Raw genomic sequence first — 15,877 nt, 5'->3', positions numbered from 1 at the left:
AGCGTTTTCTGGAAGGCTGAAAACCGGGGCACAGTCGCATTTCACCTTACATGCAGCGACAAACGGGTACAATATTGTAATCAGAGCACCGCGATGAGCCCAGCGGTGCCCTCTCCTTTAATACCAATGGTCCAATAAGTTCCGATAAATTGATTGGCCCTTTTGCGGTGTTGCATAACGTTGCTGCAATAGCTTAGTCAAATCAGATGTAATTGCAGCTTTACTTGCTCCAGATTGTGGTTTCAAATCATTGCTCTCAAACCGACAGTCGTGGTAAATCACATCTGCGCTCGTGGTTAAATGAAGTTGCTCAAGGTCCCAACAAGACAGATCATAGTTATAGCTAAGTATTACCCTTTGCAGCGCAGGCAGGCTATACAGGGGCGTAATATCCTGAATATTATTGAAATACAGATACAAGCGCTCCAGCGTACTGAGAGCTTCGATGCCTGTAAGGTCAATAATATTGTTATCTGAAAGATCCAATGCTTTGATGGGCAAATGGCTGATTAATGCGCTCACATCAGTTACCGAGTTCAGTCCGCTATCGTTGAGCCAAAGTGTCTCTAGCGCGGTTTGTTGCGCAAGAAATGACAGGTCACCCGTGGTTAATGCGATACCACCAGCACCAATCAGCTTCCAATTGTCTCTGGTGCTAAATACCGCAAAATTATCGATACTGGTACCCGACAGATCCAATCCGGTTAATGCTGGTAACGCCAGAATCGGGTCAAAATCAGTCACAGTCGTAACGCCAACCAACAGCAGTGTTTCCAGTTGATTCAAGGGACTCAGAATCTCACCATCACTGAAGCTGGTACCCGTCAAGTTTAAGTATTGTAAGCTGGTCAGGGTACTAAGTGGTTGAAAGTCTTCAATTGCCGTCCACCTGAGGTGCAATGTCGTCAATGATTGCAATCCTTCGAGAATTTGAAGATCAACAAAGCTGGTATTACTCACGCTCAACCACTGCAAATTACTCAAATTGGCAATAGCACTATAGTCATCAACACTAGAGTATTGCAGAGATAATGTTTGCAATTGTGTCATGTCGCTTAGAGGACTCAAGTCGCTGATTTCGCCAGAGATTATCAGTAACTCGGTGAGACTGTTCAATTCTGCCAGTACACTAAAATCATCCACCACTGCTTCAAGCAACACCAACCTTTCGAGGTTAACTAACTGCTCTAAACCTGCCAACGTTGAGATGTTGCGAAAGTCAAAACAGTCTAATTCTGTTACCCTTTCAACGGTAACAAACATTTGACCCACTTCCTGTTGAATACAGTAGGCAAGGGTGTTATCGCCAAATAGTTCAAAGTCTATGAAGTTATTGGCCACGGCAGGGTCGTATCCTGCGGCAACTTCATCGCCATCTGAGACCCCATCGCCATCTGAATCTGGGTTATCAGGATCCGTGCCGTAAGTAGTTTCTTCATCAAGCGTCAAACCATCTTCGTCAAAGTCTGTATTGCCCCAAGCGTCATAATCGGACAGATCCACTTTTTCCAGCATGTTAATGCGCGGCAACATCAAATAGCCCGTTTCGTCAGCCGTAATTTCACCGTCATTATTAGCATCGTACTGATAGATGGAACGCTCCATCACTAGTGTTTTGCCATTACCATCGACACCTAAGATATCCCAGGTGCGATAACCAAGGTTTTCCGGTCGATACATGACCAGTTGGTTATCTTCGGTGGACAAGCTGTAAGTCCAACTGGAGCCGAAATAAATGTCTGGTACTTCATCGTAATCTTGATCGTAAATACCTATGCCTCGATTTACTGTCTCAGCATCAACAAACTGGTACCCAAACAAAGATGATGCACTGTATACCCCCGACTCCCAATTATCGACATGCCAACCGTTGATGGTGGAAGAATAGATTTCCGGGATCTCTGTAAGTAGATTATCTGTAAATTGGCTGCTATTGTCGCCAGCCTGTACCATGTTACCTACGACATATTGAGTCTCGCCATTTGCTTCAAGCTCCAGTAGCGTATAGAACTCATTTTCATTCTGCATTATCGGTCGGTAAGTCAGAGTGACATTCTCATCACTCAATCGCAGGGCACCATCTGCGGTAATTTCCCTGTCATAGCTAACCTGTGCGATCTTGGTTTGCGCCGTCGCACCTTCAAACTCGAACAAGTCCCAATACAGGGCCGCAGTGGCATCTTCACCATTATTAAAGTAACTCTGGAGCGTATAGCTATGTGCCAATGCCCATTGATTCTGCAGCATGGTTTCACTAAATGGCAGATAGTCTATTTCATCAATATCTCGCAGTGCCGCATCAGAGGTGGAACGATGTGCAAAGGCATAGCGCTTAGCTTCGCCTTGCCAGCCATTGCCGTATTGATTGATATCGTCGATCACATGTTGCAAGATCTCAATGGCTTCAAACCCGATGATGGAACGTTGAGTCAAAATCCCCTCGTCCGTCTCGCCTGCTTTGGACAATAGATGAGACCAGTCGCCACGGGAGGTAAGCACATCCAATTCGTAGCCAATAAGCCCTTGATGATAAGCTTCACGAAGTTGCTCTGCTAAATCCCCACCCCATTGCTCTTCAATCTCATAAAAAGGATAATAATAAGCCACATAACGACTATAAGTAGCATCGTTTTCAAAGCCTGAAACTTCGATATAACCGCTGTCGTCCACGGTCCAGCTCAAATCAATTACCCGAGAACCACCACTTTGCGAAGTCTTATGAAACTGCACTGAGCCATCGTCCTTAAAATCATAAACTTCGCCCAACAATGGTACGTATCCCGTCTGAATATTTTCTGACAACTGAGCAAATAGCAAAGTCTGGTTTTGTACATCAGCTTGTGCAAAGTTACCCACATTATAGGTATTGGGATCAGTGCCACGGATAATCTCTTGCTGGTCAGTCAGGCCATCTTCATCAGAATCAGCCAATAATGGGTTGGTTCCATGGGTGATAACCTCATCATAATCATTAAGGCCATCTCCATCGGTATCGGCTAAATTCACGTCGGTGCCCGCTTCTGCTTCTTCAGCATTGGTCAGGCCATCTTCATCAAGATCCAGGCTACCCCAAAGTTCGCCGTAGCCACTTAAATCAACAGTTCTGTTGTTATTGATACGAGGTTGAATGAAATATTTGCGTTCTTCTTCGTCCAGTTCACCGTTGTAGTTGTAATCTTCCGAATACCAGGAGTACTCCAGATAAGACATTCTGTTTTGACTGTCAACGCCCAAAATGCGCCATACGCGCTGTCTGATGATACCGCCATTCGTATATTCCATAATAAGCGTATCGGTGCTTTCATCAATTTCGTATTGCCATTCATTGCCGAAATTCAGTTGCGCTTGCTGATATTCAGTTTCATCTTCGATATAGATACCGCGCTGCAAAGTACCATCAGAAGAAAACTGATAACCGAACAAATAGGGCGCGAGTGGCACATTGTCAGACAGATAACGCTCAACATTCCAACCAAACGCATAGGACGCTTTTATTTCGGGAAGCTCTGTAACAAGCGACTCTTCAATGTTCAGGTTTTGTCCGTGGTAGGTTTGTAAGGTACTGGTAAACCAAAACTGCTGGTCTTCGTTATCAACAAAACGTGCCGTCACCAGACTTTCATTTTCTCTGGTTTTCAACAACCAGTAGGTATGAGTCCCCTGTTCGTTGGTAAGTGTTAAGGTGCTTTCATCAACACTCCGGCTTAACGACATTCCAGAGATCTCACTGTTAACTTCGTCGCCATCAAAGGTAATTAGATCGTGCCGAAAGCCCGGGCCAACATAAGCATTGAGCAAGGTTCCTGTTTCTTCCAGAGAGTAAAAGAGAGGTAGAGCCCAAGTTACCGATTGATCTAAGTCGCTCCATTGCTCGCTGCGATGCTCCTGCAATTGGCGCATAACATGGGACACTTGAGTATCGCTACTTTGCACAAACATCTCTTCGCCAAACTGCTCTTTAACACTATCGGGGACTAGTAAAGTCTGTCGAGTGGAAGTGGTCTTCAGTAAGCCATAGCCCCCATCTGTGCCACCAATAGCCTGATAGCGCTGCTGAGTGATCTCAGTCTCGATGTAAGTCGAAAAGTAATAATCGATATAGCCGAGGTCATAGGCGCTAAGCAAGCTGTCGGCCACCTCGTCACCCCAAGTATTACGGACATCATCATAAGGGTGCCAACTTTCATAATAACGCTGTCCGGCTTGAAATCCTGTGACAGTGATATCGCCACCCGCGTCTGCAGACCAACTCAACTCTTGTCGCTGTGTCGCCCCCATTGAAGCACTAACATCAGAAACTAAGCTGCCATCTTCAGCAAAGTTTAGTACCGTTAAGTAATCTGGGAAAAAGCCTTCTTTTACTTCGCTTTCTGGCCAATCCAGTATGATGGTGTCCTGAACCACGTATTCCGCCAAAGTTGCCGTAATACCTCCGGTGGGATCAGTACCTTGCTGTACTTCATCACCATCATTAACCCCATCGTTATCAGTGTCAGCGAGCACGGGATCGGTTTCATAAATGTGCACTTCATCGTAGTCAGACAAGCCATCACCGTCGGTGTCCGTGACTGTTGGATCAGTGCCATAGACCTCTTCATCATAGTCACTGAGGCCGTCAGAATCGGTATCCCGGTTAACAGGACTACTCTCCACCATCGCCATAATAACGGACATAGGGGAAGCCACCGGAATATCTATCGCAAGCCCCGCTTCAATACGCTCAATTCGGTTATCTGAGCTACGGCGAATGTAAACGAAATTATTACTGACACGGCGCACTGCGGGATCTGCTTTACCATCACCGTCGTAGTCAGCCACCATGGGAATATCGTCGGCTTGCAGACCAAATCGGATGCGGATAATTTCGCCGCTAAGAGAACTCTTGATATACCACATGGAATTGGAAGGTCGGCGCACAGCGATGTCGTCTATACCATCCCCATCGTAGTCGGCTGGTACCGGAATATCCGTGCTTTGCAAGCCAAATTTTATGCGCTGAATACCATCGTTGCGCGACGAATTATAGTTCACTCTGTCACCCTGAGAATTCAGGATGTACCACATCGAGCTGGAAGGACGTCGCACGGCAATATCGGTAATACCGTCGCCGTTGTAGTCTGCTGGCACCGGGATATCTGCCGAATTCTTGCCAAATTGGATGCGCTGAATTGCATCATTACTATTGCTCGCACTGCCGGAAGAATTGAGGATATACCACATGTAATTTGATGGCCTACGGACGGCCACATCGGTAATACCATCGCCGTCATAATCCCCTGTTACCGGAATATCGGTACTCTGTAATCCAAATTTAATGCGCTGGATACCGGCATCACTGCTGTCGCTGGAATTCTGGATATACCACATAGCATTGGAAGGTCTGCGCACCGCCACATCAAAGATCCCGTCGCCATCAAAATCACCGGCAACGGGAATATCTGTGCCTTTCAAGCCAAGTATGTCTTGCTCATTGGTACGGTAATTGATGAAGCTAAAATCTGAAGGTCGCCGCAGTAAAACATCGGCTTTCTCGTCGCCATTGTAGTCAAAACTGACCTGGGCAAATATTGGGAATGTAGAAGTGCAGAACAGCACAACCAATAAAATTGCTCGACGGGCAAATCCATCTGCAGAATAAAACATGATGCTTCCTTTATCAAAATAGTAAAGAAAGTGTAAATTTTTAGCGTGAAATAGTCCACATTAGTGCTGCACTTTTACATAATTGTCATACAACAATTAGTGTCAACTGACACATTTGAAATACAGCACCTGGCAAGGCAAAAACACCCTCAAAGTTTCATTACTATTCTCATATTATTGCCGCCCCAGAGCATCCGAGGCAGCAAAATCATGAGCAAAAATTATCGCTTGGCTAATACAAAATCCAATGCCCCGATAATGGCTGCCGCTTGCGCTTCCATGCAGTTTTGCGGGTCGGTTTTGGGACTGTCAGGATAAACCTCCGTGGTGGTGACATATTTGGCATCAGTCATTCCGGCACAAAGCCCGGCTTTTTTGCAGTCGTATTCGATGACGCCATTCTGAACCACTTTATCGCCGATAATATTGCCATTCTCATCTGCTGGCGCAATGTGAGTAATCTTGGCAACACTATCAATGATGGCTTTTTGAAATGCGTCTTCTGAGCGCTGGGTATCCCCCACCAGATAAAAGCCATCCGGAATATCCCAATTGTCATGGGTAACGCCATCTCGCGCTGCCAGAGCAGGGCGAAATTCAGAATTATCGGTATCTGTAGTCTCGTGCAAGTCAACATGCACCAATGGCGCAATGTGATTGTCTTTGATGTACTGCATTATCGCCTGGGTTTCTTCGGATGGTGCACCAGATTTAAAAGAGCGATTCGGATCCACTGCTTTGGGATTCCAGCGATTAATAGTTTCATAACCCCAAGGACTTAAACAGGGGGCAACCACCAGATTTACCTTACCATCATAATTATGGGCAAAATGCTGCAGGAAAAATAACGCGCCTTGCACACCACTGGTTTCATAGCCGTGCACACCACCAGTTATCAGGGCCACAGGGAGATTCGACTGCCAATTTTTACTGCGCAGCACAAATAGCGGATAACGTGACGAGTCATAACTTAAAGCACCATACTGCTCAACTTGCCAGGCAGCAGAGAGCTGCTCAATTTTGCTCAGCACTTCCTCTTGATAACTGCGCTTTACCGCTTGCATTGCATACCACTGGGCTTTCTCTGCTTCCCCCCAAGGTTTTCCGGGAACTCCAACGGGATAAGCGACTTCAGAACGATCAATTTTGGACATAAAACGGCTCCTTTGTATCTTTTGCGCGACAGTCTATAGTAATTTTAACTCTCTTGCTTAGAACGTTGCGAATCTTCATATTGTATGTTTTCCAGTATGGTTTACGCTTAAATCATGACTGTTTTCTCTAAATACATAGTTGCTATCCTGTCTGTATACCTTTGGCTTTGCGCCAAAGTCTGCGCTGCAGAGGACTATTTGATTTATGGCATTCCTAATTATCCCCCCTATTCAGTATACGAGGAGCAAGGATTCAGTGGCCGAGATGTCGAGCTGATCAATACGCTTGCAGAACAGATGAACATCCAAATTCAGTTCTCACCCTGCGATTGGATACGTTGCTTACAACTAGCTAAATCAGGTCGTATTGATGTACTCACTTCTGTCAATCGGGTCAAAGAAAGAGAAGCTTTCCTGCACTTTATTGAGCCGGCATACAGTATCAGTAACATCGTGTTCGTAGTGCGCGAAAATGAGGTCTCGCACTTCGATTCATTACTCAAATTTAAAAACTCCATAATAGGAAGAGAGAAAGGGGCTCGACTATTGGATCAAGTAGATAATGATCCAGATATTGAAAAATATGAGTCACCTGACATTGGAGTGCTGTTTAAAATGTTAGTATCTGAGCGTCTTGATGCTGTCATGGGAGGCGATGTAGCACTGAACGCTGCGTTGCAAAACAGTGATTATGGCAAGCAGCTTGCTTTGGCTGTCTACCGAGTGCAAGTGCCTTCGGCCTATCTCGCAGTAGCCCGGCACTCAAAAAGAGCAGAAAAACACTTAAATAATTTACGTGCCGAAATGACGAGACTACAAATGACAGGGAAATTAGCCCGCTTTTCACACTGACAGGAGCCAAACAACTAACACTTCACTTAACTGGTCGGACATGTTAATTTCTGATTAATTTCATTTGAGATAACAAAGATGTCTGATAATTATTTAATGCGTTTATACAAGCGCTTACAGAAATTCCCAATGGGAGATCGTATTTTCTCTTTCGTCGCTTGCCGCAAAGCGCCTTACTTCGCCACTATAAAGCCCAAGATCACCAAACTAGAGCCCGGTGAGTGCCATTGCTTCATCAAAAAGCGTCGCTCTGTAGAAAATCACATTCGCACCGTGCACGTAATCGCTATTTGCAATGGCCTGGAAATGGCAATGGGGTTTATGGCGGAAGCGTCTATTCCGAAACACTTGCGCTGGATACCCAAAGGCATGACGGTAGACTATACTGCCAAAGCGGGTTCCGATATTCGCTGCGAAGCAGTTTTGCCAAACAATCACTGGCAAGAAGGGGATCTGCCAGTAGAGGTTACTGCGTATGACAAAAATGACGTGGTGGTAGTGAAAGGCACGATAAATTTGTGGGTATCTGCCAAAAAGAAATAACGAGCTCGTTACCCTGGAATTAAATGAGAGAGACGATGGAGCAGTCTGATATTGACAATTCGGTAGTGGCTCAAGAGCGCGTATTGCAACTGATGCAGCGATTAATAGACAGCTCTTCAAATGCTTGTGCCAATGCCGGACTAAAGAACCGCTTTCTTACTCTGGCTGCAGCCGATGTTTGTGGCAAAGGGCTGCAACAGTTCATTCAGATGCTATTAGAATGTCAGGGTCAGCCCCTGCGGCTTTGGCAAGCTATGTCGCAGTGCCCAAATTTTTGCTCCTACAGTTTTAATCTCATGCTCAGCAGCTGCTTTGACACCACAAGCACTTCATCAGAAACAATATCTGGCCCTTTATCCAGTGAAGACTTAAAACAGTGGCGAGAGCAGGGCTATGTTGTGGTAAAGAGCATCATCGAGCGTGAATCTTCTTTAGCCATTGCCGAACAATTGATGAACGCGAACCGAACCTCATTGCAAACGCCGGACTCCTGGCATCGCGCCTACGGCGGTCCCTTTTTTAGACAAGATTTTCTCAATCCCAAACTCGACATCGCACGAAAATCCTCGAAAGCCCGACAAGCATTTCAACAAATATGGCAACAGGAAAAGCTAGTTGTCTCCCGAGACACCTATAGTCTTAATTTTCCCGAAACTTCAGGCCATCGCTTTCAAGGCAGTAAACTCCACCTGGATGTAGACTTTCACTTACCTTTACACTTTGAAACCCAGGGAATTGTTTATCTCAACGACGTGGCAGCCGAACAGGGCGCATTAACACTGTGTACGGGTTTCCACATGCAATATGTACAGTGGTTAAACACCCTGCCTCAAGACTTCAACCCAAACGATAGCGATTTCGCTCAATTTCAGCACAAATCCATTGCTGCCGAAGCCGGTGATTTAATTATCTGGCACCATTGGCTACCCCATGGTGCCTCTCCAAATCACCATCAAGTACCGAGAGTGGCGCAATACCTGGATATGTATTCGTTGACTCCTCGTCTTATCGAACCGGGAAAGGCCTTTTGAACAATATCACTTTTCACGCATAGTCATTGCGCTGGGCAATAATATCACTGTGATACTGCACAAACTCCACCTCAAAACCATCCGGATCGATATAATACAGGTTGCTGCGAAACTGTGTATCACTGCCCAACTTTGAAGGTTCAAAGCCAATCGCTTGCAAGCGTTGCCGCACTGCTTCCAGGTTAGCTACCACAAAAGCAAAATGAGCCAGCCCAGGTGTGTGTCCCGTCAGATCGCGATTTTCACCTTCTCCGTGATCCGACAACGCCAGATATTGATTGTCATCGCCAAAATGAATCCATTGCCTTGCCTTTCCATACCACTCATCTTTGCCACCACCGCGCACTTTCCAATCTGGAAACGCCGAGCCATAAAAACGCAAACTGCTATCGAGATTTTTTACCACTAAATTTAAATGCTCAATGAACATCCTGGTTCTCCTTATTTTCTGCTACTGGTTTGTTGAAAAGTGGGGTTTTGCCATAACAGCAGTATTGTTCGTCCAAATACCGTTACTGCTTGGCGAAAGCTGCTTTGTTGAATTCTGGTTTTGTAACTAGTCATTTGTTTATCCTATGTGTTAACTTGTCACCAGCTTAAAACCTCAAGTTAAGTTGAGGTAAAGTGTTTTTTTAAACTTTTTATTGGAGAGCAGATTGATGGTTGAGGAGGTTCTTTTAGCACCAGGCAAAATCGCCAAAAGATGTGGTGTTGCTGTATCGGCACTGCACTTTTATGAGCAAAAGGGACTAATTAAAAGCTCTCGTAATGCAGGCAATCAAAGGCGTTACCACAAAGATGTAATGCGTCGCATTGCAGTCATCAAAGCCGCGCAAAACTTAGGGGTAAGCCTGGAAGAAATCCGTCAGACACTGGCCACGTTGCCAGAATTACGCACACCTAATCAAGAAGACTGGCAACAACTGGCCAGTCAATGGCGCAGCAAGTTAGATGAGCGCATACAAGCCATGACAGCACTGCGAGATTCCCTCACAGGTTGTATTGGCTGTGGTTGTCTTTCTATGAAACACTGCCCTATGTACAACAAAGACGATGAGTTAGCTGTTGCCGGCCCAGGTGCGGTATTGTTACAGCGAAAAATGCGCAGCAAGAAGTTGGATTAATTTTTAACGCTTGTTTATGCTTTACCATCAACCTGAAATGAGTTTGTTATGCCAGCTTTTGAAACCTTAAACTTTGTCCAATCACTGCCATTTGGTCGCACTTTACGCTTCGAAGTGGAAGGTAATCGCGATGTGCACATGCACTACAAAAGTCTGTTCAAAAGCCAATCCCAAAGCTTTCCCTTAGATCTGATTAGCTCTCGCCCGGGCGTAAACAAAACGATTAATTTAGGCGCGGGTATTGCAGCACTGGTGCTGTTACTGATTATTGGTTTTTGTTTGATCGGTTATGGTCAAAATCCGGAGCGTTTTGGTCAGCCACTCATGGTCCTGACTCTGTTATTTTTGCCACCCGCTTTAGTGGCACTGTGGTTTTTTAATGCCAGCTTTACGCCCGCTTTGGTGTTTTTTCGCGCCGATGATGGTGATGAACTATTTAAAATCCCACAATATCCCAAAGACAGAGCCGTACTCGAACAATTTGCCAAAGCCCTGTCAGACCGAATTGAATCGATTCGTTATCCGGGCACCTTAAGCCATGCCGAACAGGTGGAACTGTACCAAAAACACCTGGATTTTCTGCTCAACGAAAACGTATTAACCCAATCAGAATACGATGCCGCACTGGCCCGCCTGGAAAAACGACGCAGTAGTGGCAACGTCTTCAAGCTTATCTAATGCCTGAGCAACCGGGCAAACTAATCCAAATAACGTCACTGGCGTAGCAATATATTTACGCCAATGTTCTAATAAGCAATCAAAAACTATTTTGGGTTTTAGCCAGTTGCCGCTATCCTCCACCCGCTCTGCAAGCCAACGCTTTTTAATGCTACAGAGAATGCGACTGAGGAGAGTTTGTGGCAACGCCTTTCTCCCGCGTCACGGTCAAATGCAACGCTAAAATTGGGGGTATAATGTTAGTCAAAGACGATCTCTCTACCAACTGTCAAATCAGACAAACCATTCGTGATTTTTACCGCATCGATGAAGAGCAAGTAATCGAACATATTTTGCCCTTAGCAGAAGTTGGCGTAACCGCCCGAAGTCGCGCCTGGGAGCGCGCTCGTCAGATGGTGCTTAACATTCGCAAAGCGGAAGATGGTAAAGGTGGCGTTGACGCATTATTAAATGAATACTCCCTGTCCTCCGAAGAAGGCGTAGTACTGATGTGTCTTGCAGAAGCTTTGTTGCGTGTGCCTGACAAAAAAACCCAGGATTCATTAATTCGAGACAAACTTTCAAAAGGTGAATGGAGCCAACACCTTGGCAACAGTGATTCCCTGTTTGTTAACGCATCCAGTTGGGGCCTGTTAGTAACAGGTAAAATGGTTAATTACTCGGACAAAACCAAGGCTCAGCAATTTGGCATGCTGAAACGCACAATGGGTCGTTTGGGCGAGCCAGTGATCCGTTCTTCGGTACATTACGCCATGAAGATCATGGGCAAACAATTCGTGATGGGCACCAATATCGAAGAAGCCATTGAACGCGCCAAAGAAACCGAAACCAAAGGCTATGTGTATTCTTATGACATGCTAGGTGAAGGGGCACGTACCATGGCCGATGCACAGCGCTACTACGACTCTTACATGAACGCCATTCACGCCTTGGGCAAAGCGGCTCAAGGCCGCGGACCAGTAAAAAGCCCGGGTATTTCCGTTAAACTCTCTGCCATTCACCCGCGCTATGAGTTTACCCACAGCGAGCGGGTATTCAACGAGCTGGTGCCTAAGTTGAAAGCCCTGGCGATGGCTGCCAAAGAATACGACATTAATTTTACCGTGGATGCCGAAGAAGCGGATCGTTTAGATATTTCGTTAGATATTATCGAAACGGTATTTGCCGATCCTGATTTAGGCGACTGGAATGGTTTTGGACTGGCGGTTCAAGCCTACCAAAAACGCGCTATTTTTGTTATCGACTGGTTGGAGGCCCTGGCCCGTCGCGTTGGACGCAAAATGATGGTGCGTCTGGTAAAAGGCGCTTACTGGGATACGGAAATTAAAACTACCCAGGTAGACGGTTTGGATGACTTCCCGGTATTCACCCGTAAAGCCACTACCGACGTGTGTTACAAAGCCTGCGCCATAAAGCTAATGGCTGCGAGAGATGTGATCTTCCCGCAGTTCGCTACCCACAATGCCTATACCGTGGCCACTATTCTAGAGCTGGCTAAAAACGACAACCAAGGCTACGAATTCCAGCGCCTGCACGGTATGGGTGAGTCTTTGTATGACCAGGTTGTTATTAATGACAAAGTACAGTGTCGGGTTTACGCACCAGTAGGACAACACGAAGATCTGTTGGCTTATCTGGTACGCCGCTTACTGGAAAATGGCGCAAACTCTTCGTTTGTTAACGCCATCGTGGATGACACTAAGCCCGTTGAAGAATTGCTACCGGATCCGGTGGAAAAACTGCAAGATTTGCGCAACAAACGCAACACCAATATCACTATGCCCATAGCCATTTATGGTGAAGAGCGAGATAACTCCAAAGGCATGGATTTGACGGATATCAATCAGTTGATGCCGTTAAAAGAAAATCTCGATGCCTGGGTCACAGATAACATCAAAACCGCCAGTGCCGCGGAGTCGGACCTGGTGGCAGTATTAAACCCCGCCAATCACTCAGAGCTAGTGGGCCAGTTAAAATACCACACACCTGCAGAGATGCAGGACATCGTTTCACGTTCCGAAAAGGCGTTTTCTGAATGGTCACAGACCCCGGTGAACGAGCGTGCCAATCTGCTGCGCAGAACCGCTGATATCCTGGAACGCCATCGCGATGAACTGATTGCCATTTGTATAAAAGAGGCGGGTAAGCTTACCCAGGATAGCATTGATGAAGTGCGTGAAGCCGTGGATTTCTGCCGTTATTACGCTGCGCGTGCGGAAGAGCTCGCGCAGGACGAACGCATGGAGCCTCGTGGTCCTATCTTGTGTATTAGCCCCTGGAACTTCCCGCTGGCCATCTTCCTCGGTCAAGTGGCAGCAGCCATTGTAACCGGTAATACCGTAGTAGCTAAGCCCGCAGAGCAAACCAGTTTGATCGCCATCCGCACACTCGAGTTAATGAAGATCATTGGCATGCCGGATGATGTGGTGCAATTGCTGATTGCCCAAGGTAAAGAAGTGGGCGAAAACGTGGTCAGCGATGAACGTATTCAGGCGGTGATGTTTACTGGCTCTACCGCTACCGGCACACTCATTTCCAAAATTCTGGCAGAACGCGGTGGCCAGCAAGTGCCACTGATTGCTGAAACCGGAGGCCAGAACTGCATGGTGGTGGATTCCACAGCTCTGCCTGAGCAGGTGTGTGACGACGTCATTAAATCCGGATTCCAAAGTGCCGGTCAGCGTTGTTCAGCGTTGCGGGTGTTGTTCTTGCAGGAAGATATCGCCGATACCGTATTGAAGATGATCACCGGCGCCATGAAAGAGTTAACGGTGGGCGATCCGCAATTTTTGTCTACTGATGTCGGCCCGGTAATTGATGCCAAAGCATTAAAAGCCTTAAACGACCACGTCGAATATATGCAGGACAAAGGGAAGTTGCTATTCGAATGTCCGCTACCGGATATGGGTGAACATGGCCATAACCTGTTTGCACCGCGTTTGTATCAAATCGACAACCTGTCGGTATTGAAAAAAGAAGTCTTTGGTCCGGTGGTACATGTGATCCGCTTTAAAGAATCTGAGCTAGATGATGTCATCGAGCAAATCAATGCGACCGGATTCGGTTTAACTATGGGTATCCATACCCGTATCGAAGACCGAGCGGAAGACTTAGCGGCACGGGTACGCGCCGGGAACATTTATGTTAACCGTAACATGATCGGCGCTATCGTAGGTGTACAACCCTTCGGTGGTCGCGGTTTATCGGGCACAGGTCCGAAGGCCGGTGGTCCCAACTACTTGTCTCGTCTGGTACGCGAGAAACACACCCCTGATGAAGACGAGATTAACTACCAAACCAAGGCCAATATTGACATGGTGGAGTTGGGAGCAGCCCAAGAGCATGTGGATAACATCATGGAATTGGCGGTAAAAGCGGAGCGCATCTGGCGCATCACGCCACTAAATGATCGCATCTCGGTAATGCGACAGCTATTAGCCAAAATTGCCACGGTAGACATTGTTGAAGAGCTGGCAGACGACTTAGCCAAGTCGCTATCAGATTCTCGTGCACAATTAACCCGTATCGAAAAGATGCTGAAAAAGCCCAAAGTGCTACCGGGACCAACAGGGGAATCCAATCTGTTGTATCTTGAGCCTCGAGGCTGCGTCGTGTGTTATGCCGATAAAGATACCGTTTTCAGCTTCTGGTTGATGTCGATTGTCTCAGCACTTGCTGCGGGCAACACCGTGATCACGGCCGTCTCCGATCTGTTCTTCGAAGAAGCCAAAGCGATTCAGGACAAACTCATGTTGTGTGGCGGCGCAGAAGGCATATTGCAGGTGGTTAAACACGATAAACTCAATGCCCTACTGCATCACGATGGTATTGCAGGCACAGTTGTAGACAGTAACAGTGCGCGTATGGGTTATTTCAGTAAGCAGTTGGCAGAGCGTGACGGTGCAATACTGCCAGTGATCAGTGCTGAATATAACGATACCTTGATACAGCGTCTGGTGACAGAAAAGACCATCAGTATCGATACTACAGCCTCTGGCGGTAACACTTCGCTGATGACCTTGGCGGAAGACGACGAATAACCCGTCTACCCTTTTCATTCCACAGCAAATAAGGCCCGTTTCGGGCCTTATTTTTAAACGTCCTTGTAAAATATTTCACATAGGAGTATATGTTTTTTATTAAACTTTAAGCGCAATTAAACTCTCTTTATCTGGGGGATACCATGCATCGCCAAATCAATCACAAAACTATGCGTCTGATTATCGGTTTGATAGCCGTCCTGCTGGCACCTGTGACCTGGTGGCTGGCACAAACTCCACTGCCCTCTATCAGCGGCTCCTATTGGACGGATTCCCGAGATATCTTTGTCGGCTCACTTATTGCCGTGGGCTTTTTCTTGTCGGCTTACAATGGTTCAGGCGGCGCAAAAGATTTGGAATTTTATTTAAGTAAACTGTCCTGTGTTTTTGCCATTGCCATCGCACTATTCCCCACTATGGGCAAAGGCAACAATCAAGCTCCTCCAGCCTGGACTGAATCGCTCTCAGGTGTGTTCGGTTTGATCCCGGATGAGGTGCACCTGGGTGCATCAATTCTGTTGTTCGCTTGCCTGATTATCATGATGTGGTTTTTTTCCATGCGAGCCATGAAAAAAGGGAAAACAATGAGAGCCTGGATATATCGCGGTATCGCAGTATTGATGGCTACAGGGATCATACTACTGCAAATCATCGGCAACCTAGCGGATTGGCAAAAGACCACTTTATGGGTTGAAATTTGGGGCCTGACTTTGTTTGGTATCGGCTGGTTAGTCGCAGGTGCCTACAAGACAGAAGTCCCCTCAGCGGAAACATGATATAATCCCGCTATGCTTTTGTTTTAATATATTAAT

10 protein-coding genes are annotated in these 15,877 nt (G+C 46.5%); 7 read left to right on the top strand and 3 right to left on the bottom strand.

Annotated features, from left to right (window positions below; translation table 11 throughout):
* Nucleotides 1-117: 117 nt before the first annotated feature.
* Nucleotides 118-5,643 (bottom strand): FG-GAP-like repeat-containing protein, encoded by a 5,526-nt coding sequence (locus tag ACXAGP_RS09665; RefSeq protein ID WP_475261063.1) that lies wholly within the window; start codon nucleotides 5,641-5,643, stop codon nucleotides 118-120.
* Nucleotides 5,644-5,864: 221 nt separating this feature from the next.
* Entirely contained in the window at nucleotides 5,865-6,797 is a 933-nt protein-coding gene (locus tag ACXAGP_RS09660; RefSeq protein WP_475261062.1) for a M14 family metallopeptidase, read from the bottom strand.
* 114 nt (nucleotides 6,798-6,911) lie between these two features.
* Here ACXAGP_RS09660 and ACXAGP_RS09655 point away from each other — a divergent pair, with 114 nt between their 5' ends.
* The 3 genes from ACXAGP_RS09655 (at nucleotide 6,912) to ACXAGP_RS09645 (ending at nucleotide 9,223) form a co-directional block, all read left to right on the top strand.
* The gene (locus ACXAGP_RS09655; RefSeq protein ID WP_475261061.1) at nucleotides 6,912-7,649 is read left to right on the top strand and encodes a substrate-binding periplasmic protein; all 738 of its coding nucleotides are present in this window, start codon (nucleotides 6,912-6,914) and stop codon (nucleotides 7,647-7,649) included.
* Nucleotides 7,650-7,727: 78 nt separating this feature from the next.
* Entirely contained in the window at nucleotides 7,728-8,192 is a 465-nt protein-coding gene (locus tag ACXAGP_RS09650) for a hotdog fold domain-containing protein (RefSeq protein WP_475261059.1), read from the top strand.
* 23 nt (nucleotides 8,193-8,215) lie between these two features.
* Entirely contained in the window at nucleotides 8,216-9,223 is a 1,008-nt protein-coding gene (locus ACXAGP_RS09645; protein WP_475261058.1) for a phytanoyl-CoA dioxygenase family protein, read from the top strand.
* Nucleotides 9,224-9,236: 13 nt separating this feature from the next.
* Here the strand turns inward: ACXAGP_RS09645 and ACXAGP_RS09640 are convergent, their stop codons facing one another.
* Complete coding sequence (locus tag ACXAGP_RS09640; protein WP_475261057.1) at nucleotides 9,237-9,653, bottom strand: VOC family protein; 417 nt, start codon at nucleotides 9,651-9,653, stop codon at nucleotides 9,237-9,239.
* Between the two features lie 229 nt (nucleotides 9,654-9,882).
* Between ACXAGP_RS09640 and soxR the strand changes: the two genes are divergently transcribed.
* From soxR to ACXAGP_RS09620, 4 genes are all read left to right on the top strand, one after another.
* The gene (gene soxR, locus ACXAGP_RS09635; protein WP_475261055.1) at nucleotides 9,883-10,347 is read left to right on the top strand and encodes a redox-sensitive transcriptional activator SoxR; all 465 of its coding nucleotides are present in this window, start codon (nucleotides 9,883-9,885) and stop codon (nucleotides 10,345-10,347) included.
* A 48-nt stretch (nucleotides 10,348-10,395) separates the two neighbouring features.
* Nucleotides 10,396-11,025, top strand: coding sequence for a hypothetical protein (locus tag ACXAGP_RS09630; protein ID WP_475261054.1), 630 nt, complete (start codon nucleotides 10,396-10,398; stop codon nucleotides 11,023-11,025).
* A 236-nt stretch (nucleotides 11,026-11,261) separates the two neighbouring features.
* Complete coding sequence (gene putA / locus ACXAGP_RS09625) at nucleotides 11,262-15,065, top strand: bifunctional proline dehydrogenase/L-glutamate gamma-semialdehyde dehydrogenase PutA (RefSeq protein ID WP_475261052.1); 3,804 nt, start codon at nucleotides 11,262-11,264, stop codon at nucleotides 15,063-15,065.
* A 143-nt stretch (nucleotides 15,066-15,208) separates the two neighbouring features.
* On the top strand, nucleotides 15,209-15,841 hold the full coding sequence (locus tag ACXAGP_RS09620) for a hypothetical protein (protein WP_475261051.1): 633 nt from the start codon (nucleotides 15,209-15,211) through the stop codon (nucleotides 15,839-15,841).
* Nucleotides 15,842-15,877 lie beyond the last annotated feature (36 nt).

It is taken from the genome of Planctobacterium sp. AWM4_229, assembly GCF_056160305.1.
The sequence above is the reverse complement of the archived record's forward strand: the minus strand, read 5'-3'. Positions and strand labels throughout refer to the sequence as shown.